Genomic DNA, 21,700 nt, shown 5'->3' with positions numbered 1-21,700 from the left:
CGGGAATGCCGCCCGGTTGCAGAGTATGTTGCAGGGCATCCGGGCGCTCCGGCGGGCTGCCCCGCTAAACGCGGGAGGGGCTGTTTTCGGATTCGGCCTTCGGATGCCCGCCAACGGCCCGCCTCTCACTCAAGAGGGGGCCGTTCCAGATGCGCGCCCCAAGGGCGTTCCAGATATCGCCCTTTCGGATATACCTGCCATCCAGCCGCCCGCCTGCGCGTGGTATCCGGCTGCGCCCGCGCACTGCGGTGTCTTGCGATCAAGCCGCCGACAGCAGAGCACCGGGCCCATCAGGCCGCCGGCAGGGGGCAGGCTCGACCATCAGGCCCGCGCGCAGCAAAGCACCGAGCCCCGCCCGCAGAAAGTCAACGCCATCGCCGGAAAGGGGGCCGGCTTCACCGTCTCAGCTGTTGGCTTCGCGGATCTTGTCGGCGGCTTCCTTGTTGTAGGTCACCTGCTTTTCGTCGAACAGCGTATCAAGTTCGCCCGAAAGGGTCATCTCGGTGATGATGTCGCAGCCGCCGATGAATTCGCCCTTGACGTAAAGCTGCGGGATGGTCGGCCAGTTGGAGTAATCCTTGATGCCTTGGCGGATCTCTTCGTCCGCAAGGACGTTCACATCGGCATAATCGACGCCCATGTAATTCAGCACCCCGGCCACGCGCGAGGAAAATCCGCATTGCGGCATGTCCTTGGTGCCCTTCATGTAAAGCACGACGTCATTGGCCTTTACGGTGTCTTCGATCCGGGTCTTTGCAGTCATGAGAATATCCTCGTCTCTTGCGTGTCTTTGCCGAAATGGGTCAGTCCGGGGCCTTGGTGGTCAGCGCCAGCGCGTGCAATTCGCCCTGGGAACCGTCCATCTTGCCCTTGAGCGCGGCATAGACCGCGCGTTGCTGCTGCACCCGGTTCTGTCCGCGGAAGCTTTCGTCGATGACTTCGGCGGCAAAGTGGTTTCCGTCGCCGGCAAGATCGGTGATCCTGATGGTGGCGTCGGGAAAGGTGGCGCGGATCAGGTCTTCGATCTCCTGGGCTTCCATGGCCATGATGCACTCCTCACAGTCGGAAAGGATGTAAGCCGTGCCGCTGCGGCCTGCAAGGCCGGCGGCACGGGGTCGCGGGGATGCCCCGGGTCAGGCGATCGCGCCCTCGAGCGCGCCGCGGTAAAGCGCGGAAAGCTCGGCCATCGGGGCCTCGGACTTGCCGACGCGGAAGCTCTTGCCGCCAAGCCGGCCCACGCAGGCGATCGGCACTTCGGCCTTTCCGGCGGCGATCATCAGCATCTCGGCCTGGTCGAAATCGCAGGATACGAGATAGCGCGCCTGATCCTCGCCGAACAGCAGGGCGGTCGGCACCGGGTCGAGCGTGACTCCAAGCCCCTCGGGTTCGGCCAGTTCGAAGGCCGCGAGCGCGAGCCCGCCATCGGCAAGATCGGTGCAGGCGCGGATCAGGGCGCGGTTCTCGCGGATGAAATCCCCGTTGCGGCGCTCGGCGGCCAGGTCGACCGGGGGCGGCGTGCCCTCTTCACGGCCGAACATCTCGGCCAGCAGGGCGGATTGCCCGAGATGACCCTCGGTCTCGCCGATCACGATCAGCTGATGCCCCTCGCCGACATCATAGCCGATGACCTCGCTCTCGTCCGCAAGCAACCCGACCGCGCCGATGGAGGGCGTCGGCAGGATCGCCCGGCCGTCGGTCTCGTTGTAAAGCGAGACGTTCCCCGACACGACCGGCATGTCGAGTGCGAGGCAGGCCGCGCCGATGCCGCGGATCGCGCTGACCAGCTGGCCCATGATCTCGGGGCGTTCGGGGTTGCCGAAATTCAGGTTGTCGGTGCAGGCAAGCGGCACGGCACCGGTCGCGGTGAGGTTGCGCCACGCCTCGGCCACCGCCTGCTTGCCGCCCTCGAGCGGATCCGCCGTGACATAGCGCGGCGTCACGTCGCTGGTGAAGGCAAGCAGCTTGTCGCCGCCCGGAACCCGGGCGATGCCGGCGCCGTGGCCCGGCCCGCGCAGCAGCAGGTTCGCGGCGGTCTCGTTTTCAAGCTGACCGATGACCCATTGTCTCGAACAGTAGTTCGGCGAACCGATCAGCGCCCGCAGCCCCTCGATCGGGTCGATGTCGAAGGTTTCCTCCAGCGGCTCGGGAAAGGCCGGGGCCTCCCATTCGCGGTCGTATTCGGGGGCCGAACCGGCAAGGGTCGAAAGCGGCAGGTCGGCCTTGGTTTCGTTGTTGTGCAGCACGACGAAACGGTCATCGGCGGTGGTTTCGCCGATCACGGCGTGATGCAGATCCCATTTCTCGAAGATCGCCCGCGCCTCGGCCTCCTTTTCGGGGCGCAGCACCATCAGCATGCGCTCCTGCGTTTCGGACAGCATCATCTCGTAGGCGTTGAGGTCGGCGTCGCGCTGCGGCACCTTGTCGAGCATGAGCTTCATGCCGAGCCCGCCCTTGTCGCCCATCTCGACCGCCGAACAGGTGAGGCCGGCGGCCCCCATGTCCTGGATCGCGATCACCGCGCCGGTGGCCATCAGTTCCAGCGTCGCCTCCATCAGGCGCCGTTCGGTATCGGGATCGCCCTGCTGGACGGAGGGCGGCGCGGCCTCGGTCGCCTCGTCGAATTCGGCGCTCGCCATGGTGGCGCCGCCGACCCCGTCGCGCCCGGTTTGCGCACCGAGATAGACCACCGGCATGCCGACGCCCGAGGCGGCGGAATAGAAGATGCTGTCGGTATCGACGAGCCCGGCGGCAAAGGCGTTCACAAGGCAGTTGCCGTCATAGGCCGCATGAAAGCGCAGTTCGCCCCCGACAGTCGGAACGCCCACGGTGCCGGCATAGTCGCGCATGCCGGCCACCGCCTCGCGGACCAGTTCGGCGGTTTTCGGATGCGTGACCGTGCCGAAGGACAGCGCGTTCATCGCCGCGAAGGGCCGCGCGCCCATGGTGAACACATCGCGCAGGATGCCGCCGATGCCGGTCGCCGCGCCGTGATAGGGGTCGAGATAGCTCGGGTGGTTGTGGCTTTCCATCTTGAACACGACGGCCTGTCCGTCGCCGATATCGACGATGCCCGCGTTCTCGCCGGGGCCGCAGATCACCTGCGGGCCGGTGGTGGGCAGGGTGCGCAGCCATTTCTTCGAGGATTTGTAGCTGCAGTGCTCGTTCCACATGGCCGAGAAGATGCCGAGCTCGGTAAATGTGGGGGTGCGGTCCAGAATGCGCAGGATGTCGTCATATTCCTGCGGCGTGAGCCCGTGGCTCTCGATCAGGTCGGGCGTGATGTCAGGCTCTTGCATCTGATGATTTCCCCAGCAGTCAGGTTGCGTGCACCCTTTACTGCAAGGATCGCCCGGGCGAAAGGCCCAGCGCGGCCAAACGCGGCCAAATTCATTCCCACCAGCGGTCGATATGTGCGATGTCGGCGTCGCTCCAGCCGAAATGATGGGCAAGTTCGTGCACCAGCACATGCGCGACCAAGGCGCCGAGCGTCACATCGCCGCGCTCGCGCCATTCGGCAAGGATCGGCTGGCGGAACAGCCAGATCGTGTCCGGCGCCGAGGGCTGATCGAAAACCGATTTCTCGGTCAGGGGGATCCCCTCGTACAGGCCGGTGAGTTCAAGCGGATCGCTGATTCCGAACTCGGCGAGCATGTCCTCTCCCGGCCAGTCGGTGGTGCGCAGGGCGACCTGCTGCGCGGCATCGCGGAACGGGGCGGGCAGGGCGTCGAGCGCGGCCTGCGCCAGCGTGTGGATGTCGTCCGTGTTCTGTTCCCGTTCGTTCATTGCCTGCCTGTTTTCGGAACCGCGCCGCCGCGCCGACTCTGCTCCGATGCCGGGTCGAAAGCCATGGAAAACCGCATCGTCGCAGTGAAACCGGCGGACAGGACGAAAGTGTTCTTAAAATGTTCTTTACAGCCCGGGAAAAATATGAGAACAAACCATCAACAAATGCTTAACGGATACGGACGGGAAGGGAACGCAGCATGAGAAAGCAGATCGAAGGGGCCTTGCGGCGTTCGCGCGTGACGCTGGTTTCGGATGCGATCGGGGCGGCCTCGCTCATGGTCATGCTGCTGGTCGCGCTGCACCTTCCGGCCATATTCTGATTTTCGGGTTTCTGCCTGTGTCGCGGTCTGCCCCTGCCTGTCTCCTGCCGCCCGTGCCGGCCCACTGAGCGGTGCCGGCTCCGGCGATGGGTCGCGACGCTTGACCTGCCGCCGCTGCCGTCTGGCAAGCGGCGGCTTTTTCTTTCGTACCGTGGCCCGGAAACGGCGGATCGCCGGCGCAAAAGGTCCGCCCCGTGCGCGTCAGGCGCAGCTTTGCGCGGCGGCGGCCTCGGCCTTTTCGAAGGCTTCGAGCGTGGCCTCGATACTCAGCATGATCGACGCATGACGATTCGTGTAATCGCGCGCCGGCAGCAGCACCTCGAGCCCGTCGAAAGGCGCGTCCGGCACCGGGCCATTGTCCTTCAGCATGGCAAGAAGCTGATCGCGCGCCTTGCGGATCCGGGCCTCGGTCGCGCCGACCACATTGGCGCCGACCACCGCCGCGGCCGCCTGGCCAAGCGCACAGGCTTTCACGTCCTGCGCGAACTCGACGATGTGCCCGTCCTTGATGCGCAGGTCCACGCTCACGGTCGACCCGCACAGGGGCGAGCGGCGCTTGACCCTCGCATCCGGTGAGGCAAGCGTTCCGAGATGCGGGATATCGGCCGCAAGCGCCAGAATGCGCCCGGAATAGAGCTTGATCAGATCGCTGTTGGCGGCCATGGCTGTTCCTTTCCCGCTGTGCCCCATAGATAGAGCAGAACCTCATCGGGAAAAAGGGCAGGGGGCCGATTATGCCATTCGATCCAGACACGCTGAAATACGACGGCAACGGCCTGCTTCCCTGTATCGCGCAGGAAGAGGCCACGGGCGAGGTGCTGATGCTGGCCTGGATGAACCGCGAATCGATCCGCGCAACGCTTGACAGCGGGCGTGTCACCTACTGGTCGCGATCGCGCGGCGCGCTCTGGGCCAAGGGGGAGACCTCGGGCCATGTGCAGGAACTGGTTGACTTGCGCATCGACTGCGACCGCGACTGCCTGCTGGCGCTGGTGCGCCAGCACGGGCCGGCCTGCCACACCAACCGGCGCAGCTGCTTCTATACGGCGCTGCGGGGCGGGGCCGAGGTCGAACTGATGACACCCGAGTCCTGACGCCCTAGCCGCGCCCGAGCCCGACCCGTTCGCGGATGTCGACCGGACTCGCCCCGTCGGCGCGCCAGGCGGCGATCGCGCGGGCATCGTCGCGCTTGGCCAGCCGGCGCCCCGATTCGTCGCGGATCAGGCGGTGATGGTGGTATTGCGGCGTCGGCAGGCCAAGCAGCGTCTGCAGCAGCCGCTGGAGCGCCGTGGTCGGGATCAGGTCGGCGCCGCGAATCACATGGCTGATGCCCTGATGCGCATCATCGACCGTCGCGGCCAGCACATAGGCGGGGGTGCCGATCTCCTTGCGCGCAAGCACCGGATCGCCGACCGATATCAGCAGTTCGTCCGGGCTGACTTCGTGCACACCCGGGCCGAACGGGCCGCTTTCGCGATAGGTGGGCGGCGGATGCCCGGCCACATGTTCGAGCGCCCGCGCCATGTCGAGCCGCAGCGCATCGCCGGGCCGCCGGTCCGCCATGGAACGCCCGCGGCAGGTGCCGGGATAGGCCGGACCGGCGGGCACGCCTTCCTGCGGGGCGGCAAGCGCGGCGCGGATGTCGCTGCGGCTGCAGGAACAGGGATAGAGAAGCCCCGCGCGCGCGAGCCGCGCGAGGGCCGCGCCATAACGGGGCAGATGTTCGGACTGGCGCAGCACGGGCTCTTCCCAGGCGAGCCCGAGCCAGCGCAGATCCTCGAAGATGAGCGCCTCCCATTCGGGGCGGGTGCGGCCCGTGTCGGTGTCCTCGATCCGCAGCAGGAACCGCCCGCCCGCGGCCCGCGCCATGTCATGCGCAAGCAATGCGGAATAGGCATGTCCGAGATGCAGGGGGCCGGTGGGCGACGGTGCAAATCGGGTTGTGAATATCACGATGTCAGTCGGTTACAGGAGCGGGCTCATGTGCCGCGTGATGCAGCCAGCCCTGCCAGTCGGCCTTGGCGCGGTCGGTATAGGCGCGATAACGTTCACGTCGGCCGCGCCGTCCGCCCCTGATTTCCGGGACCGGGGGGAAGAGGCCGAAATTCACGTTCATGGGCTGAAAGCTGCGCGCCTCGGCGCCGCCGGTGATATGGGTGATGAGCGCGCCGCTCGCGGTGGTGGGCGGCGGCGGCGCAAGTTCGCGCCCCAGCATCTCCGCCGCCGCCATCCGGCCCGCAACCAGCCCCATGGCGGCGCTTTCGACATAGCCCTCGACCCCGGTGATCTGCCCGGCGAAGCGGATACCGGGCCGCGAGCGCAGCCGCATCTGCCCGTCGAGCAGGCGCGGAGAGTTCAGGAACGTGTTGCGATGGATCCCGCCGAGCCGCGCGAAACGGGCGTTTTCGAGCCCCGGAATCATCCTGAAAACATCGGCTTGCGCGCCGTATTTCATCTTTGTCTGGAAGCCGACCATATTATAGAGTGTGCCGAGCGCATTGTCGCGGCGCAACTGCACCACCGCATAGGGCTTGTTGTCCGGCGCATGCGGGTTCGTCAGGCCGATCGGTTTCATCGGGCCGAAACGCAGCGTGTCGCGGCCCCGTTCGGCCATGACCTCGATCGGCAGGCAACCGTCGAAATAGCCGGCGGTCTCGCCTTCGCGGAATTCGGCCTTCTCCGCCGCGAGCAGCGCGTCGATGAAGGCTTCATAGATCGCGCGGTCGAGCGGGCAGTTCAGATAGGCGGTGCGCTCGGCCTCGGTCTCGCCCTTGTCGTAACGCGACTGCATCCAGGCGCGCGACATGTCGATGCTGTCGAAATGGACGATCGGGGCGATGGCGTCGAAGAAGGCCAGCGCCTCGGCCCCGGTCTCGGCCATGATCGCCTCGGCCAGCGCGGGGGACGTGAGCGGCCCGGTGGCAAAGATCCAGTGACCGGATGAAGGGAGCGCGTCAATTTCCTCATAAGACACGGAAATGTTGGGGTGGGCACGCAGCGTTTCGGTGGTGGTCCGGGCGAAGAGTTCGCGATCGACCGCGAGCGCCCCGCCGGCCGGCAGGCGATGCGCGTCGGCGCTTGTCATGATCAGCCCGCCCGCCGCGCGCATTTCCCAATGCAGCAGGCCGACCGCATTCTGTTCGTCGTCATCCGAACGGAAGGAGTTGGAACAGACCATCTCGGCGAAATCGCCGCTCTTGTGGGCAAAGGTCGCAACAGCGGGGCGCATCTCGTGCAGCACCACCTTCACGCCGAGCTCCGCCGCCTGCCACGCGGCCTCGGATCCGGCCATGCCGGCGCCGACGATATGAAGCGGTTCGCTCATGCCCTGCATCTAGGCCGTGGCCGGGCCGGGCGCAATGCTTTCCGGGCCTCGCAGCGATCCGGATGGATGTGACTGCCGGCTTGCCATTCAGGCTCCTCGCGGGTCATGTCACCGGGACAGGGGCGCCTAGCAGCCATGAATGACCACGGGAGGCCGACCATGCTGGTTCTGGAGCGCGACGAACTTGCCGCCTATCTCGACGAGGTGTTTCCGCAGGTGCGCGATGATTTCCGCATCGAGCGGCTGTCGCCGGGCGAGATCACGCTGCGGCTGCTGACCGATGAGCGTCACCTGCGCCCCGGCGGGACGGTCTCGGGGCCGGTGATGTTCGCGCTGGCCGATGTGGCGGTCTATGCGCTGGTGCTGGCCATGATCGGGCGGCAGGCGCTTGCGGTGACGACGAACTGCTCGATCGACTTCATGCGCAAACCCGCGGCCGGGCGCGATCTTCTGGCCGGGGCGAAGCTGCTCAAGCTCGGCCGCACGCTTGCGGTCGGCGATGTGCTGATCCGTTCGGAAGGAAACGAAGCGCCGGTGGCACGTGCGACGCTGACCTATTCGATTCCGCCCGCGCCGCGCCCGGATGTGGGGTAATCTGACACCCCATACGCAGGTGGCTGGAAAAGCGGGATAATTTCTGCCCGGGCGGCCTTGACTGTGTTGCGGTAAGGCCGTAAATCCCCGCCATCAGACCGGGGCGCCGCGTATTCCGCCGGCCCCGGCGCCTTGATGCGACTCTCAAACAGGAATCTCCTGCCATGAAAAGCTTTTCTGCCACACCAGCAGATATCGACAAGAAATGGATCCTGATCGACGCCGAGGGCATCGTTCTGGGCCGTCTTGCCTCGATCGTCGCCATGCGCCTGCGTGGCAAGCACAAGCCGACCTTCACCCCGCATATGGACATGGGCGACAACGTGATCGTCATCAACGCCGACAAGGTGCAGATGACCGGCCGCAAGCGCGAGGAACATGTCTACTGGCACACCGGCCATCCGGGCGGGATCAAGTCGCGCACCAAGCAGCAGATCCTTGAAGGTGCACATCCCGAACGCGTGGTCATGCAGGCGGTCAAGCGGATGCTTCCGGGCAACCGTCTCAGCCGGAAGGTGATGACCAACCTGCGCGTCTATGCCGGTACCGACCATCCCCACGAGGCGCAGCAGCCCGAGGTGCTGGATGTGAAGGCGATGAACAAGAAGAACACGCGGAGCGCATGACAATGGCCGAAGAGATCAAGACACTCGAGGGACTCGAGGCAGCCGTGACCGAGGGTGCCGTGCTGCAGGAGGCCGGGCCCGACCGCGAACCCCAGCGCGACGATCTGGGCCGCTCCTATGCCACGGGCAAGCGCAAGGATGCCGTCGCCCGCGTCTGGATCCGCCCGGGTTCGGGCCGGGTCACGGTAAACGGCAAGGAAATGAACCGGTATTTCGCCCGCCCGGTGCTGCAGATGATCCTGCGCCAGCCGTTCCAGGTGGCCGGGGTCGAGGACCAGTTCGACGTGAACGCCACCGTCAAGGGCGGCGGGCTTTCGGGGCAGGCCGGTGCGGTCAAGCACGGGATCTCGAAGGCGCTGCAGCTTTACGACCCGACGCTTCGCGCATCGCTCAAGGCCGCCGGCTTCCTGACCCGCGACAGCCGCGTGGTCGAGCGCAAGAAATACGGCAAGGCCAAGGCGCGCAAGAGCTTCCAGTTCTCCAAGCGCTGATTGCCGCGACGCGACGACAAAACGGGGGGCCGCGCCGTTGCGCGGCCCTTTTGCCTTGGCACGGCCTTGGCAGTCATGCGGCAAGCGACTATCACCGCTGCATCCCGACCAGAAGCACAGCACCATGCCCATCAAGATCCCGGAAAATCTGCCCGCCTACGATGTCCTGACCCGCGAGGGGGTCATGGTCATGTCCGAGGACGAGGCCGGGCGGCAGGACATCCGCCCGCTGCGCATCGGGCTGCTCAACCTGATGCCGATGAAGATCGAGACCGAGACGCAGTTCGCGCGTCTGATCGGGGCCACGCCGCTGCAGATAGAACTGGTTCTGATCCGCATGAGCGACCACGAGTCGCGCCATGTCGCCGCCGATCACATGGAAAGCTTCTACCAGCCGTTCCGCGCGCTTCGCGACAGCCATCTCGACGGGCTGATCATCACCGGCGCGCCGATCGAACATCTGTCCTTCGACGAGGTGACATACTGGGACGAACTGCGCGAGATCTTCGCCTGGACACAAACCAACGTCCATTCGACCTTCGGCGTCTGCTGGGGCGGGATGGCGATGATCCACCATTTTCACGGCGTGACGAAACATCTTTTGCCGCACAAGGCCTTCGGCTGCTTTCCGCATCGCAACCTGGTCCCGGCCTCGCCCTATCTGCGCGGGTTTTCCGACACCTGCGTGATCCCGGTGTCGCGCTGGACCGAGATGCGCCAGGCCGAGATCGACGCCGCGCCGGGCCTCGTCACGCTGCTGGGAAGCGACGAGGTCGGCCCCTGCCTGGTCGAGGACAGGGCGCATCGCGCGCTCTATATCTTCAACCACTTCGAATATGACAGCGATACGCTCAAGCGCGAATACGACCGCGACGTGGCGGCGGGCGTTGCGATCAACGTGCCGATCAACTACTACCCCGACGACGATCCGGGCCGGCCGCCGCTCAATCGCTGGCGAAGTCATGCACATCTTCTTTATGGCAACTGGATCAACGAGATCTACCAGACCACGCCATTCGACATCACGCAGATCGGCAAATAAAAGCCGGCCTCCTTGTTACCCCGCCCGGCGCATATACATATCCGGGAACATGCAGTTACAGGAAACGGCAGGCACATGACTTTCTGCAGCAGTATGGGATCCGGACCCGAACCGCGCTTCCGGCGCGCATGACACATGCCTCGACCATAAGGAAACGTGGCTACCACCACGGGTCTCTGCGCGAGGCATTGGTTCAGGTGACGCTCGAACTGATCCAGACCGAGGGGCCGGAGGGGTTCACCCTGTCGAAGGCCGCCCGCAAGGCCGGAGTGACTCCGGCGGCGGTCTACCGGCATTTTTCCGGGCGGGACAATCTCCTGACCGAATGTGCGCGCGAGGGATACGCCAGCTTCGCCGAATGCCTTGCGGATGCCTATGGCGACGGGCAACCCTGTCCGCGCGCGGCATTCGCCGCCATGGGCGAGGCGTATCTGTCCTTCATGTTCAACAACCCGGGCTATTATGTGGCCATGTACGAAAGCGGCATTCCCCAGGACCGCACCCCCGAACTGGCCGAGGCCGCCGGCGCGGCCCATGCGGTGCTGGAGCGTGCTGCCGCGGATCTGTCGCGCCGCCTGCCGCCGGAAAAGCGCCAGCCGATCAAGCTGGTCAGCGCCCATATCCGGGCGCTCAGCCACGGCGTGGCGCAGCTGTTCGTGCGGGGCGATCTGAAGGATCACCCCTCGCTCACCCCCGAGGAAGTCCTGAAAAGCGGGGTTGGCACCTATCTGCGCGGGCTCGGCGTCATCCCGCAGGATTAGCGTCCGGGAACCGGGCAGGGCGGTCAGCCCTCCGGCGGCGTTTGCCCGCGGGCGCTGATCGCATCGGCCACCAGCGCCTCGAAATCCGCCGCGTCGCGCAGGGCCGAGACCGCATCCGCCGTCACCGTCACGCCCCAGTTCCGTGCCATCGCCTCATAGCGCGGCTGGCGATGGGCCAGCGCCTTCGCATAGGTCCAGCGGATGAACTGGTCGGGATCGACGCCGGTTTCCGTGCAGCCGCTTTCCTCAAGGTAGGCTTCCCAGACCTGCGACAGGAATTGGGGCTGGTAGGACATCGGCTTGGGCGCCTTGTCGAAGCGGCGGACCAGTTCCTGCGTATGGGCCGCATCGCCCTTGATCCAGACCAGCAGGGCATGACGCGACAGTTCCGTCAGAACCGGGTCGTCAGGATCGGCGGGATCGACCCATTCGCAGATCGAGCCGCCGGTGTCACAGACGAAATGCGGATAGTCATAAAGCCGCTGCGCGCGGTCGATGAAATATTCGGTGTCGAGCAGCGCGTGAATTTCGGCGGTGCGGAACTGTTCCTGGCGGCGGCGGTATTCCCCGATCGGAAGCCCGCCGCGCGCCGGGTCGCCGGGTTTGCCCAGATAGGCCGCAACCGGCGTCAGATTGTGGAAACTGATGTTGGAGCCGATATAGATCGAATCCGTCATCAGCAACTGGCGCAGGAACGGCACCTTCATCGCCTCGATCTTGGCGTTGTCGGTGATGTATTCGCCCATGTAGCGGGTGCCGATGCGGTAATCTATCGAGTAGTGGAACCAGTCCCCCGAATCGCGCAGCATCTGGCTCACATGGGTCTTGCCGAGCCCCGACATGCCGAACAGCAGCACCCGCTTGTTCGCGGCCTGCCGCCAGGCCCCTGCGCTTTCATACAGCATCCGCCGCTCCCTCATGTTCGCGGGCTTTCCTAGCCAGCGCGCAAGCGGCGGTCAAACGGCAAAGGCGGCGGCGAGCTAGAACCGGTAGGCGAGCTTGAGGCCAAGGCCGACGGCGTGATTGCCCTCGAAACGGGTGGAAAAGTCGCCGATATTGGTCGTCACGTTGCCAAGCCAGGTGTAGTTCAGCCCGCCGGACACGATATAGGGCCCGGTTTCGTAACGCGCCCCGAGCGTCAGCCCCCAGGAGCCGCTGACCGGCCCGAGGTTCGAGGCCGGCGTGACGCTGTCGTTCTTTTCGTATGTCACCGCCATGGAGCCCGACCAGGCCTCGGTGAATTTGCGCCCGAGGCCGAGCGTATAGGTCAGCGAGTTGTCGCGGTACCAGATCAGCGGCGCGCAGTCGGCGCTGGCGAGCGGGGCGCCGCAACGGTCGGGATAGCTGATCGGGTCGATCGTGTAGGAGGACCAGTCAACCCAGCGGATGCCGCCGAACAGAAGCGTATCGGGTGCAATGCCGGTCTGGAAATCGAGGTTGACCGATTGCGGCGTGGTGATCGGCGTGGTGCTGTGGATGGGGCCGGACGATCCCAGAACGGACTCGACCGTTTCGGTCGTGGGCAGGCGGGTCTTGATTTCGGAATTATAGGTCAGGGCCACGCGCAGGGCGATCTCGGGCTTTTCATAAGACACGCCGACCACATAGCCGAGCCCCTCGTCGGAGGTGCCGTTCACGTCATAGGTATAATATGGCGAGACCGCGACCCTTGCGCTCGCCCGCTGCTGAAGCAGGCGCAACCCGCCATGGATGCCGAAGCCGTTTTCGAAACGGTAGTTCCCGAGCAGGGTAAAGGCGTTGCTGCGCAGCCGCGCCCTTGTTCCTTCCAGCGGATAGCCGGTTCCGGTCGGGTAATCGACATGGGCGCCAAAGGGCTGGTCGTAGATGAAGCCAAGACTGAACGCCTCGGTCAGCTGCTGTTTGTAGGCCACCGAGGCCTGCCAGAAACGCCGCGTCATGTTGCCCGAGCCGAGCGGCCCGATTCCGCCCGAAACCGACGGGTTGACGCTGCCGAATGACACCTCGGCGTAATTGCCGGGCTCGAAGATCGGCAGGATCGACTGGCCGGACCGGTCCAGCCGCTCCGCCTGCGCCGCGCCCGCGGCCAGCGCCAATGCCCCGCAACCAAGGATCACATGCTTCATCTCTGTCCTCTCCCGATAAGAGTTGCGACGTTATCAGCATATTTCCGCCGGTCAACGACAGCTTGCCGCAGCGGAAGCCTGACGCTTCGCCGCCCGGGGCGCCGGTTGCGGCCCCGCGTCAGGCATTCCGTTCTGTTTCTTTAATCAGAACAATGCCTTGCGATACAGGGCACGCGACAGGTGCCGCGGCTCCGGCCCCCGGGGTGGTTCGCGCCCTGCTGTCCGTCCGCTCCGGCCGGGGCGACTTGCGCTGGCGCTGCCGGCCGGGCGGGGGGCGTGGCCAGTTGCGCGCATCCGTCCTCGCACGGGGCGCCGGATCGTCCCGGCTCCTCCGTGCCGCCCGCCGGCCATTGGTTGCGGCCGGCTGGCGGCTGGGGCAGACAGGAGCATCTTTCCCGGACGAAAAGGACCGGTCTCATGCCGCGGATCTCGGTTGGAACCTTCACCATCGTGCTCAGCTATGTGCTCAGCCAGTTCTACCGGGTGTTCCTTGCCGTCATGTCGCCGGTGCTGGGCCGCGAGCTCGGCGTCGGGCCGGATGACCTTGCGCTGTCGTCGGGCCTCTGGTTCCTGGCCTTCGCCCTGGTGCAGCTTCCGGTCGGCTGGGGGCTCGATCGTTTCGGGCCGCGCCGGACGGTGGCGGTGCTGATGGCGGTCGGCGGGGCAGGGGGTGCGCTGATCTTCGGGCTGGCCACCGAGACCTGGCACCTGCATGTCGCGATGACATTCCTCGGGGCGGGCTGCGCGCCGGCCCTGATGGGGGCCTATTACATCTTTGCGCGGGAATATCCGGTGGCGAGCTTCGGCCCGCTTGCCGGGTTTGCCGTCGCGGTCGGCTCCTTCGGGGATATTCTTGGCGCGGCGCCGCTCGTCTGGGCGATCCAGACCGTCGGCTGGCGCGGCACGCAGTTCGGGCTTTCGGCGATCACCCTCATGATGGCGCTCGCGATCCTGCTTCTGGTGCGCGATCCCGAGCGGCTCGACACCAGCGGCACGCGCGGCTCGCCGGCGGCGCTTCTGCGGATCCGGGCGCTCTGGTTTCTCGTGCCGCTGTTCTTCCTGATCTACGCGGTTCCGGCCGCCCTGCGCGGGCTCTGGGCCGCGCCCTATGTGTCCGAGGTCTTTGGTGCCGATGATCACGCGATCGGGTTCGTCACGCTTGGCATGGGGCTGGCGATGGTGCTTGGAAATTTCCTGGTGGCGCCGCTGGTGCGGCTGGCCGGAAGCCTGCGCCGTGCCGCGCTCGGGCTGACCGGGGTGACGGTCATGGTGCTTGCCCTGCTGGTCCTGTTTCCGGCTGCCGGGCTGATTCCGGCGGCGCTGCTGCTGGGGCTGATCGGGTTTTCCGGCGTGGGATATGCGCTCATGATGGCGCACGGGCGCAGTTTCATCCCGATGCCGCTGCTCGGGCGGGGGGTTACCTTTCTGAACATGATCGCCATCGGCGGTGTCGCGGTGATGCAGTTCGTGACCCGGCCCATATATCGCATGGCCGAATCGATGTGGGCGCCGCCGGCGGTGTTTTCGGTCGTGTTCCTGACCTTTCTCGTGCCGCTGGCAATCGGCTACGTGCTATATTTCATGACGCCCGAGCCGGAAACGCCCTGACCCGGGCGCCGCGGCCGCGCTGTCAGTCGGTCGCGATCAGCACATGCGCCGCGTCGAACAGCGCATGGGCGGTCATGCCGGGTTCAAGCCTGAGCGCCTCGGCGCTCTGGGCGGTGATCACGGCGACCAGCGTCTTGTCGCTGCCGATGTCGAGCACGACCTCGGCGTTCAGGGTCGATGTCTCGCAGCGCAGCACCGTGCCCTTGACGCAGTTGTGCGCCGAGACCACGGGCGGCGTTTCACCCGGGGCAACGATCACGAAGGGCGCCTTGATCAGCACGATCGCCTCGCGCCCGGGCACAAGGCCCAGTTCGCGCACGCTTTCGTTGGTGACAAGCGCATGGATCGTCGCCACGTCGCTCACCGCCACGGTGACGTCCGAGGTGATCGTGCCGCTGGAGATATTGGTGATGGTGCCGCGCAGGGCGTTGCGTGCGCTGGTTTTCATGAGCAGCCCCGATACGAGATGAAACGGCTGGATGCCGGCCTCGGCCAGCGAGGGTTCGATGCTGGAGAAAAGCTGTTCAAGCCCCGCCTCGAGCCGGTGATAGGCCTCGACCACGCGGATGCCGGCCGGGGTGAGCGTGGTGCCGCCGCCGGCCCGCCCGCCGGTGCGGCTTGCGAGCAGGGGCTTGCCGAACAGATTGGCCATGGCGTCAAGCGCATCCCAGGCCGCCTTGTAGCTGAGCCCGACCTCCTTTGCGCCGCCGGTGATGCTGCCGTGACGCCCGACCGCTTCAAGCAGGCGTATGCGATCGCGCCCCACCGCGGGCATTTCGTCGCTCTTCAGCATGATGGATGCCCGCACCGTCATGGCCGGGCCTCAACAGGCGTTGTATAATCTGGTATATAGCGGTAAGACTCACTCATCGAACAGCCATCGGCAGAAATCGTGGAAGGGCGAATAGCGGAAAACGGCAAACAGGGCTGACAGTCACGACGGGGCTCCGGGTAGCGGAAAAGACGGCCCCATTTGAGCCCAGACCATGTGCCGGGGCAAGGCCGACATCGCGTCAGGCGGTGCCGAGGCGATTTTCTTTTGGAACTTGAACAGGGGCCAGTCATGCAGGACGATCCCACCATCACCGGGCCGGTCAACGAAATCATCGCGCGTCATCGCGACCGCGAAGGCCCGTTGCTGCCGATTCTTCACGATGTCGAGGAAAATTTCGGCCATATCCCGCAGGAAGCCCTGCCGCCGATCGCCGAGGCGCTGCGGATGAGCCGCGCCGAGGTGCAGGGCGTCGTGAGCTTCTATCACGATTTTCACCGCGAACCGGTCGGCCGCCATGTGGTGAAGCTTTGCCGTTCGGAAGCCTGCCAGGCGCTCGGCGCCGATGCGCTGGCCGATCACGTCCGCGACAGGCTCGGCATCGGCTGGAACGACACCACCCCCGACGGGCGGGTGACGCTCGAGCCGGTCTATTGCCTCGGGCTCTGCGCCTGCGGGCCGTCGATGCTGGTCGATGGCCGGGTCGAAGGGCGGGTGGACGCGGCCCGGTTCGATGAACTCGTGGCGGAGGTGCGCTGATGGATATCTGGGTTCCCCGCGACGCGGCGGCAAAGGCGCTCGGTGCTGAAGCCGTGGTCGCCGCCATCCGGGCCGAGGCCGGGCGGCGCGGCGTGGATGTGACGATCCGGCGCAACGGTTCGCGCGGGATGGTCTGGCTTGAACCGCTGGTCGAGGTCGAGACGCCCGAGGGCCGCCGTGCCTTCGGCCCGATGACGCCGGCAGAGGTCGCGCAGATTTTCGATGGCGGTGAAAAGGCGCTCGGCCTGACCGAGGACCTGCCCTGGATGAAGGGGCAGAACCGCCTGACCTTCGCCCGTTGCGGCATCATCGACCCGCTCGATTTTGCCGCCTTCCGCGAGGCCGGCGGGCTCCGCGGGCTCGAGCGCGCGCTCGGGATGGAACCGGCCGCCATCGTGCAGGAAGTGACCGATTCCGGCCTGCGGGGCCGGGGCGGCGCGGGTTTCCCGACCGGCATCAAGTGGAACACCGTGCTCGGCGCGCAGGCCGACCGGAAATACATCATCTGCAACGCCGACGAGGGGGACAGCGGATCCTTCGCTGACCGGATGCTGATGGAGGGCGATCCGCTGACCCTGATCGCCGGCATGGTGATCGCCGGGATCGCCGTCGGGGCGACGCGGGGCTATGTCTATTCGCGCTCGGAATACCCGGATGCGAACGAGGTCTTCGGTGCCGCGATCCGGCTTGCCCGCGAAAACGGGCTGCTTGGCGATTCGGTGCTCGGCTCCGGCCATGCGTTCGAGCTCGAGATTCGCATCGGTGCCGGTGCCTATATCTGCGGCGAGGAAACCTCGCTGCTGAATTCGCTCGAGGGCAAGCGCGGCGTGGTGCGCGCCAAGCCGCCGCTGCCGGCGCTTGAAGGTTTCCTCGGCAAGCCGACCGTGGTCAACAACGTGATCTCGCTCGCCACGGTGCCCGTGATCATGGAGCGCGGCGCCGAGTTCTACGCAAGCTTCGGGCTCGGCCGGTCGCGCGGCACGATCCCGCTGCAGATCGCCGGCAACGTGAAGCGCGGCGGGCTTTACGAGACCGCCTTCGGCATGCCGCTGCGCGAAATCGTCGAGGACCTTGCCGGCGGCACGCTGTCCGGGCGCCCGGTCAAGGCGGTGCAGGTCGGCGGGCCGCTTGGCGCCTACCTTGCCCCGCACCAGTTCGAGACGCCCTTCGGTTACGAGGAATACGCCGGGCAGGATGCGCTGATCGGCCATGCCGGGCTCGTGGTTTTCGACGACAGCACCAACATGATGAAGATGGCGCGCTTCGCGATGGAGTTCTGCGCAGTCGAATCCTGCGGGAAATGCACGCCCTGCCGCATCGGTTCGGTGCGGGGGGTCGAGACCATCGACCGTATTGCCGAGGGCGACGGGGCGGCGGTCGAACTGCTCACCGACCTCTGCCAGACCATGACCGATGGTTCGCTCTGCGCGCTCGGCGGCTTCACGCCCTATCCGGTCATGTCCGCTTTCACCCATTTTCCCGATGATTTCGGGATCAAAGCCAGGGAGGCAGCCGAATGAGAGATTTCATTCTTCCCGACCACGATTTCGGAACCCCTGCGTCGAAATCGACAACCATGGTGACGCTGACCATCGACGGCGAGAGCGTGAGCGTGCCCGAGGGCACGAGCCTCATGCGCGCCGCTGCCGAGGCCGGCGTCGACATTCCCCGCCTCTGCGCGACCGACAGCCTCGATGCCTGGGGCTCGTGCCGCATGTGCCTGGTCGAGATCGACGGGCGGCGCGGCACCCCGGCCTCCTGCACGACGCCGGCGGCCGAGGGGCTCGTGGTGCATACCCAGACCCCGCGCCTCAAGCAGCTGCGCCGCGGTGTGATGGAGCTTTACGTCTCCGACTACCCGCAGGAGCGCATGACCTCGCCTTCGGACGGCGACTGCAAGCTGCACGCGATGGCGGCGCAGGTCGGGCTGCGCGAGGTCCGTTACAAGGCACCTGAAAGCGGTGGCATGACCACCCATTACGAACCCCAAACAGCGGACGGCAAGCCGAACCCGCAGTTTCTGGAGGTCGATACCTCGAACCCCTATTTCCAGTACGACCCGGCGAAATGCATCGCCTGTGATCTCTGCGTGCGGGCCTGCAACGACATCCAGGGCACCTTTGCGCTGTCGATGAACGGGCGCGGCTGGGATGCGCGGATGCAGCCGGGGATGCTCGACGACAATTTCCTCAGCTCGGAATGCGTCTCCTGCGGGGCCTGCGTGCAGGCCTGCCCGACCGGGTCGCTGACCGAAAAGTCGGTGCTTGAAATCGGGCTGCCGAACCGCACCGTGCTGACCACCTGCGCCTATTGCGGGGTCGGCTGCACCTTCAAGGCCGAGCTTCTGGGCGACGAACTGGTGCGCATGGTGCCCTACAAGCACGGCAAGGCCAACGAGGGGCACAGCTGTGTCAAGGGCCGCTTTGCCTATGGCTATGCCAACCATCAGGACCGCATCCTGAAGCCGATGATCCGCGACAGTTACGAAGAGCCGTGGAAAGAGGTCTCCTGGGACGAGGCGATCGGCTTTGCCGCCACGCGCCTGCGCGAGATTCAGGACAAATACGGCCGCAAGTCGGCCGGGGTGCTCACCTCGAGCCGCTGCACCAACGAGGAAACCTATCTGGTGCAGAAATTCGCCCGTGCGGTGCTGCGCAACAACAATACCGACACCTGCGCGCGGGTCTGCCATTCGCCGACCGGCTACGGGCTGGGCAAGACCTTCGGCACCTCGGCCGGCACGCAGGACTTCGTCTCGATCGACGATACCGATGTGGTGCTGCTGATCGGCGCGAACCCGGCCGCCGCGCACCCGGTCTTCGCCTCGCGCATGAAGAAGCGCCTGCGCGAGGGGGCGAAGCTGATCGTGGTCGATCCGCGCCGCTCCGAAACCATGGACGGCCCGCATTACGACGCGGTGCATCATCTTGCGCTGCGGCCGGGCACCAATGTGGCGGTGATCACCGCCATGGCCCATGTGATCGCGACCGAGGGGCTCTATAACGAGGCGTTCATCCGCGAACGCTGCGACTGGGACGAGTTCCAGGATTACCTCGAATTCGTGAGCGATGCCGCCAACAGTCCCGAGGCGGTCGAGGCGATGAGCCGCGTTCCCGCCGGGGAAATCCGCGCCGCCGCCCGGCTTTATGCCACGGGGGGCAATGCCTCGATCTATTACGGGCTCGGTGTCACCGAACATGCGCAGGGCTCGACCGCGGTCATCGCGATTGCGAACCTTGCCATGCTGACCGGCAATATCGGCCGTCCCGGCGTCGGGGTGAACCCGCTGCGGGGGCAGAACAACGTGCAGGGCTCCTGCGACATGGGATCCTTCCCGCACGAGCTTCCGGGCTATCGCCACGTCAAGAACAAGGACGTGCGCGAGATCTACGAACGGGCCTGGGGCGTTCCGATCGACCCGGAGCCGGGCCTGCGCGTGACCAACATGCTGGATGCGGCGGTGGACGGCACCTTCAAGGCGCTTTACTGTCAGGGCGAGGACATCATGCAATCCGACCCGGATTCGCAGCATGTCGCGGCCGGGCTCAAGGCGATGGAGCTGGTCATTGTCCATGACCTGTTCCTGAACGAGACCGCGAATTTCGCCAATGTCTTCCTGCCGGGGTCGAGCTTCCTTGAAAAGGACGGCACCTTCACCAACGCCGAACGGCGCATCAACATGGTGCGCCAGGTGATGGCGCCGCAATCGGGTTACGCCGACTGGGAAGTGACCCAGATGCTGGCCAATGCCATGGGCGCGGAGTGGACCTATACCCACCCGAGCGAGATCATGGCCGAGATCGCCGCGACCACGCCGAGCTTTGCCGGGGTCACCTATGAACGGCTCGACGAGCTGGGCTCGGTGCAATGGCCCTGCAACGACGAGGCGCCCGAAGGCACGCCGATCGTCCATGTCGACGGTTTCGTGCGCGGCAAGGGGAAATTCATCCGCACCGGTTATGTCCCGTCGGAGGAAAAGGCCAACCGCCGCTTCCCGCTGCTGCTCACCACCGGGCGGATCCTGTCGCAGTACAACGTCGGCGCCCAGACGCGGCGCACGGCGAACATGGTCTGGCACGGTGAGGATGTGCTCCAGATCCACCCCCATGATGCCGAGGATCGCGGCATCCGCCATGGTGACTGGGTGCGGATGAACAGCCGGGCGGGCGAAACCACCCTGCGGGCCGAAGTCACCGATGTGGTGGCGCCGGGCGTGGTCTATACGACGTTCCACCACCCCTTCAACCAGGTCAACGTCGTCACCACCGACTCGAGCGACTGGGCCACCAACTGCCCGGAATACAAGGTGACGGCGGTGCAGGTTGCGCCCTCGAACGGGCCGACCGACTGGCAGGAGGAACAGGAGGAGCTCACCCGCATGTCCCGCCGGATCGTCACCGCGGCGGAATGAGCCGATGAACACCCATCGGGCCCATGCCCGCCTGGCATTCCGGGCGGGCAGTTTTGAACGTGGAGACAGGGACTTGCCGGCCGAGGTTGCGGTGGCGCTGAGCTATAACGGCTCGACCCATGCGGTCATGCTGGCCACCCCGGCGGATCTCGAGGATTTCGCGCGCGGCTTCAGCCTGACCGAGGGGATCGCCACCCCGGAGGAGATCGAATCGATCACCGCGGTGGAACTGCCGCTCGGCATCGACCTGCAGATATGGCTTGCCGACGGCGCCGCCGCGCGCCAGCAGGCAAGGCGCCGCTCCATGGCGGGGCCGGTCGGATGCGGGCTTTGCGGTATCGAAAGCCTCGAAGAGGCGATGCGCCGTCCCAATCCGGTGCCCGCCTCGGATTTCCGCATCCCGGCGGACGAGGTGCTCGGCGCCATCGCCGCGCTCGAAAATCATCAGCCCCTGCATGACCTGACGCGCGCGGTTCACGGCACCGCCTTCTGGACCCCGGAGGCGGGCGTGATCGTGGCCCGCGAGGACGTGGGCCGTCACAATGCGTTCGACAAGCTGATCGGCGCGGTGATCGCGGGGGCGGGCGACCCCGCGCGCGGCGCCGCGCTGCTCACCTGCCGCTGTTCGACAGATATCGTGCAGAAGGCCACCGCCGCCGGCATCCCGGTGCTGATCGCGATTTCCACCCCGACAAGCGCCGCGGTCCGCATGGCCGCGCAATCGGGGCTCACGCTGATCGGCCTTGCCCGTCACGCGGGTTTCGAAATCTTCACCCATCCCGAACGCATCATCCGAGAGGACAAAGCCGATGTCGCCTGAAAAGATGGTCACCATGGCCAACCAGATCTCCATGTTCATGGAAACCGCCATGCCGGCGGAAGAGGCCGCCGCGGGCGTCGCCGGCCATATCAACGATTTCTGGGAGCCGCGGATGCGCCGCCAGCTTCTGGCCTATCTGGAAAGCGGGGGCGAGGATCTCCGCCCGCTGGTGATCGAGGCGGCGGCGCAGATCCGCCGCCCGGCCGCGGACGCCTGACGCCTGACGCCAGCGCCCGATCCCGCCGCGCCCGGATCTCTGGCCTTGACTGTTGCCCGTTCC

Annotated in this window: 23 protein-coding genes; 13 read left to right on the top strand and 10 right to left on the bottom strand. The window is 66.1% G+C overall.

The features are described from left to right. Positions 1-403: 403 nt before the first annotated feature. The 4 genes from grxD to B0B01_RS02015 all read right to left on the bottom strand — a co-directional run bounded on the left by grxD (position 404) and on the right by B0B01_RS02015 (position 3,783). Positions 404-763, bottom strand: coding sequence for a Grx4 family monothiol glutaredoxin (grxD, locus tag B0B01_RS02030; protein WP_076646827.1), 360 nt, complete (start codon positions 761-763; stop codon positions 404-406). 40 nt (positions 764-803) lie between these two features. After that, positions 804-1,046, bottom strand: coding sequence for a BolA/IbaG family iron-sulfur metabolism protein (locus B0B01_RS02025; protein WP_076646825.1), 243 nt, complete (start codon positions 1,044-1,046; stop codon positions 804-806). Between the two features lie 87 nt (positions 1,047-1,133). Further along, positions 1,134-3,296: a phosphoribosylformylglycinamidine synthase subunit PurL gene (gene purL / locus B0B01_RS02020; RefSeq protein ID WP_076646823.1), complete on the bottom strand. Its 2,163-nt coding sequence runs from the start codon at positions 3,294-3,296 to the stop codon at positions 1,134-1,136. Between the two features lie 91 nt (positions 3,297-3,387). Further along, positions 3,388-3,783, bottom strand: a complete 396-nt coding sequence (locus tag B0B01_RS02015; protein WP_076646821.1) for a metallopeptidase family protein — start codon at positions 3,781-3,783, stop codon at positions 3,388-3,390. 200 nt (positions 3,784-3,983) lie between these two features. On the opposite strand from B0B01_RS02015, the gene B0B01_RS13505 reads away from it, so the two are divergent. Beyond that, positions 3,984-4,106: a hypothetical protein gene (locus B0B01_RS13505; protein WP_268802037.1), complete on the top strand. Its 123-nt coding sequence runs from the start codon at positions 3,984-3,986 to the stop codon at positions 4,104-4,106. Between the two features lie 201 nt (positions 4,107-4,307). Here B0B01_RS13505 and B0B01_RS02010 read toward each other — a convergent pair whose 3' ends face one another. Then, positions 4,308-4,769: an iron-sulfur cluster assembly scaffold protein gene (locus B0B01_RS02010; protein ID WP_076646819.1), complete on the bottom strand. Its 462-nt coding sequence runs from the start codon at positions 4,767-4,769 to the stop codon at positions 4,308-4,310. A 71-nt stretch (positions 4,770-4,840) separates the two neighbouring features. Between B0B01_RS02010 and hisI the strand changes: the two genes are divergently transcribed. After that, positions 4,841-5,200 carry a phosphoribosyl-AMP cyclohydrolase gene (gene hisI, locus B0B01_RS02005; protein ID WP_076646817.1) on the top strand — a complete coding sequence of 120 codons (360 nt, stop codon included), beginning with the start codon at positions 4,841-4,843 and terminating at the stop codon, positions 5,198-5,200. A 4-nt stretch (positions 5,201-5,204) separates the two neighbouring features. Here hisI and gluQRS read toward each other — a convergent pair whose 3' ends face one another. Both gluQRS and trmFO read right to left on the bottom strand, forming a co-directional pair. Next, complete coding sequence (gene gluQRS / locus B0B01_RS02000; RefSeq protein ID WP_076646815.1) at positions 5,205-6,059, bottom strand: tRNA glutamyl-Q(34) synthetase GluQRS; 855 nt, start codon at positions 6,057-6,059, stop codon at positions 5,205-5,207. A gap of 4 nt (positions 6,060-6,063) precedes the next feature. Further along, positions 6,064-7,431: a methylenetetrahydrofolate--tRNA-(uracil(54)-C(5))-methyltransferase (FADH(2)-oxidizing) TrmFO gene (trmFO, locus tag B0B01_RS01995; protein WP_076649992.1), complete on the bottom strand. Its 1,368-nt coding sequence runs from the start codon at positions 7,429-7,431 to the stop codon at positions 6,064-6,066. A 159-nt stretch (positions 7,432-7,590) separates the two neighbouring features. Between trmFO and B0B01_RS01990 the strand changes: the two genes are divergently transcribed. The 5 genes from B0B01_RS01990 (at position 7,591) to B0B01_RS01970 (ending at position 10,945) form a co-directional block, all read left to right on the top strand. Beyond that, entirely contained in the window at positions 7,591-8,025 is a 435-nt protein-coding gene (locus tag B0B01_RS01990; protein ID WP_076646813.1) for a PaaI family thioesterase, read from the top strand. Between the two features lie 164 nt (positions 8,026-8,189). Further along, positions 8,190-8,651 (top strand): 50S ribosomal protein L13, encoded by a 462-nt coding sequence (rplM, locus tag B0B01_RS01985; protein WP_076646811.1) that lies wholly within the window; start codon positions 8,190-8,192, stop codon positions 8,649-8,651. Between the two features lie 2 nt (positions 8,652-8,653). Beyond that, complete coding sequence (gene rpsI, locus B0B01_RS01980) at positions 8,654-9,142, top strand: 30S ribosomal protein S9 (RefSeq protein WP_076646809.1); 489 nt, start codon at positions 8,654-8,656, stop codon at positions 9,140-9,142. 124 nt (positions 9,143-9,266) lie between these two features. Beyond that, on the top strand, positions 9,267-10,184 hold the full coding sequence (locus B0B01_RS01975) for a homoserine O-succinyltransferase (protein WP_076646807.1): 918 nt from the start codon (positions 9,267-9,269) through the stop codon (positions 10,182-10,184). 128 nt (positions 10,185-10,312) lie between these two features. Next, on the top strand, positions 10,313-10,945 hold the full coding sequence (locus tag B0B01_RS01970; RefSeq protein WP_234967684.1) for a TetR/AcrR family transcriptional regulator: 633 nt from the start codon (positions 10,313-10,315) through the stop codon (positions 10,943-10,945). Positions 10,946-10,968: 23 nt separating this feature from the next. On the opposite strand, the gene B0B01_RS01965 is transcribed toward B0B01_RS01970, so the two are convergent. Both B0B01_RS01965 and B0B01_RS01960 read right to left on the bottom strand, forming a co-directional pair. Further along, on the bottom strand, positions 10,969-11,850 hold the full coding sequence (locus tag B0B01_RS01965) for an ATPase (RefSeq protein WP_076646805.1): 882 nt from the start codon (positions 11,848-11,850) through the stop codon (positions 10,969-10,971). Between the two features lie 75 nt (positions 11,851-11,925). Beyond that, complete coding sequence (locus B0B01_RS01960; protein WP_076646803.1) at positions 11,926-13,050, bottom strand: OmpP1/FadL family transporter; 1,125 nt, start codon at positions 13,048-13,050, stop codon at positions 11,926-11,928. 417 nt (positions 13,051-13,467) lie between these two features. Between B0B01_RS01960 and B0B01_RS01955 the strand changes: the two genes are divergently transcribed. Next, on the top strand, positions 13,468-14,658 hold the full coding sequence (locus tag B0B01_RS01955; protein ID WP_076646801.1) for an MFS transporter: 1,191 nt from the start codon (positions 13,468-13,470) through the stop codon (positions 14,656-14,658). Between the two features lie 22 nt (positions 14,659-14,680). On the opposite strand, the gene B0B01_RS01950 is transcribed toward B0B01_RS01955, so the two are convergent. Then, on the bottom strand, positions 14,681-15,451 hold the full coding sequence (locus tag B0B01_RS01950; protein WP_234967683.1) for a TOBE domain-containing protein: 771 nt from the start codon (positions 15,449-15,451) through the stop codon (positions 14,681-14,683). 270 nt (positions 15,452-15,721) lie between these two features. Here B0B01_RS01950 and B0B01_RS01945 point away from each other — a divergent pair, with 270 nt between their 5' ends. From B0B01_RS01945 to B0B01_RS01925, 5 genes are read left to right on the top strand one after another with little or no spacing between them, the layout of a single operon-like run. Continuing rightward, positions 15,722-16,189 carry a formate dehydrogenase subunit gamma gene (locus tag B0B01_RS01945; RefSeq protein WP_076646797.1) on the top strand — a complete coding sequence of 156 codons (468 nt, stop codon included), beginning with the start codon at positions 15,722-15,724 and terminating at the stop codon, positions 16,187-16,189. Beyond that, positions 16,189-17,709 carry an NADH-ubiquinone oxidoreductase-F iron-sulfur binding region domain-containing protein gene (locus tag B0B01_RS01940; protein WP_076646795.1) on the top strand — a complete coding sequence of 507 codons (1,521 nt, stop codon included), beginning with the start codon at positions 16,189-16,191 and terminating at the stop codon, positions 17,707-17,709. Before B0B01_RS01945 ends, B0B01_RS01940 begins: the two co-directional genes overlap by 1 nt. Next, positions 17,706-20,600, top strand: coding sequence for a formate dehydrogenase subunit alpha (fdhF, locus tag B0B01_RS01935; protein WP_076646793.1), 2,895 nt, complete (start codon positions 17,706-17,708; stop codon positions 20,598-20,600). Before B0B01_RS01940 ends, fdhF begins: the two co-directional genes overlap by 4 nt. Positions 20,601-20,604: 4 nt before the next feature. Beyond that, complete coding sequence (gene fdhD / locus B0B01_RS01930; RefSeq protein WP_076646791.1) at positions 20,605-21,420, top strand: formate dehydrogenase accessory sulfurtransferase FdhD; 816 nt, start codon at positions 20,605-20,607, stop codon at positions 21,418-21,420. Then, positions 21,410-21,637 (top strand): formate dehydrogenase subunit delta, encoded by a 228-nt coding sequence (locus B0B01_RS01925; protein WP_076646789.1) that lies wholly within the window; start codon positions 21,410-21,412, stop codon positions 21,635-21,637. Before fdhD ends, B0B01_RS01925 begins: the two co-directional genes overlap by 11 nt. Positions 21,638-21,700: the final 63 nt, after the last annotated feature.

Origin of the sequence: Pontibaca methylaminivorans (genome assembly GCF_900156525.1) — a bacterium.
Lineage (GTDB): Bacteria > Pseudomonadota > Alphaproteobacteria > Rhodobacterales > Rhodobacteraceae > Pontibaca > Pontibaca methylaminivorans.
This window is presented reverse-complemented; position numbering and strand designations above follow the sequence as displayed.

Bases quoted from the DNA above. Each gene is read 5' to 3' on its own strand.
- grxD (WP_076646827.1), bottom strand. From the start codon at position 763: ATGACTGCAAAGACCCGGATCGAAGACACCGTAAAGGCCAATGACGTC.
- B0B01_RS02025 (WP_076646825.1), bottom strand. From the start codon at position 1,046: ATGGCCATGGAAGCCCAGGAGATCGAAGACCTGATCCGCGCCACCTTT.
- purL (WP_076646823.1), bottom strand. From the start codon at position 3,296: ATGCAAGAGCCTGACATCACGCCCGACCTGATCGAGAGCCACGGGCTC.
- B0B01_RS02015 (WP_076646821.1), bottom strand. From the start codon at position 3,783: ATGAACGAACGGGAACAGAACACGGACGACATCCACACGCTGGCGCAG.
- B0B01_RS13505 (WP_268802037.1), top strand. From the start codon at position 3,984: ATGAGAAAGCAGATCGAAGGGGCCTTGCGGCGTTCGCGCGTGACGCTG.
- B0B01_RS02010 (WP_076646819.1), bottom strand. From the start codon at position 4,769: ATGGCCGCCAACAGCGATCTGATCAAGCTCTATTCCGGGCGCATTCTG.
- hisI (WP_076646817.1), top strand. From the start codon at position 4,841: ATGCCATTCGATCCAGACACGCTGAAATACGACGGCAACGGCCTGCTT.
- trmFO (WP_076649992.1), bottom strand. From the start codon at position 7,431: ATGAGCGAACCGCTTCATATCGTCGGCGCCGGCATGGCCGGATCCGAG.
- B0B01_RS01990 (WP_076646813.1), top strand. From the start codon at position 7,591: ATGCTGGTTCTGGAGCGCGACGAACTTGCCGCCTATCTCGACGAGGTG.
- rplM (WP_076646811.1), top strand. From the start codon at position 8,190: ATGAAAAGCTTTTCTGCCACACCAGCAGATATCGACAAGAAATGGATC.
- rpsI (WP_076646809.1), top strand. From the start codon at position 8,654: ATGGCCGAAGAGATCAAGACACTCGAGGGACTCGAGGCAGCCGTGACC.
- B0B01_RS01975 (WP_076646807.1), top strand. From the start codon at position 9,267: ATGCCCATCAAGATCCCGGAAAATCTGCCCGCCTACGATGTCCTGACC.
- B0B01_RS01970 (WP_234967684.1), top strand. From the start codon at position 10,313: ATGACACATGCCTCGACCATAAGGAAACGTGGCTACCACCACGGGTCT.
- B0B01_RS01965 (WP_076646805.1), bottom strand. From the start codon at position 11,850: ATGCTGTATGAAAGCGCAGGGGCCTGGCGGCAGGCCGCGAACAAGCGG.
- B0B01_RS01960 (WP_076646803.1), bottom strand. From the start codon at position 13,050: ATGAAGCATGTGATCCTTGGTTGCGGGGCATTGGCGCTGGCCGCGGGC.
- B0B01_RS01955 (WP_076646801.1), top strand. From the start codon at position 13,468: ATGCCGCGGATCTCGGTTGGAACCTTCACCATCGTGCTCAGCTATGTG.
- B0B01_RS01950 (WP_234967683.1), bottom strand. From the start codon at position 15,451: ATGCTGAAGAGCGACGAAATGCCCGCGGTGGGGCGCGATCGCATACGC.
- B0B01_RS01945 (WP_076646797.1), top strand. From the start codon at position 15,722: ATGCAGGACGATCCCACCATCACCGGGCCGGTCAACGAAATCATCGCG.
- B0B01_RS01940 (WP_076646795.1), top strand. From the start codon at position 16,189: ATGGATATCTGGGTTCCCCGCGACGCGGCGGCAAAGGCGCTCGGTGCT.
- fdhF (WP_076646793.1), top strand. From the start codon at position 17,706: ATGAGAGATTTCATTCTTCCCGACCACGATTTCGGAACCCCTGCGTCG.
- fdhD (WP_076646791.1), top strand. From the start codon at position 20,605: ATGAACACCCATCGGGCCCATGCCCGCCTGGCATTCCGGGCGGGCAGT.
- B0B01_RS01925 (WP_076646789.1), top strand. From the start codon at position 21,410: ATGTCGCCTGAAAAGATGGTCACCATGGCCAACCAGATCTCCATGTTC.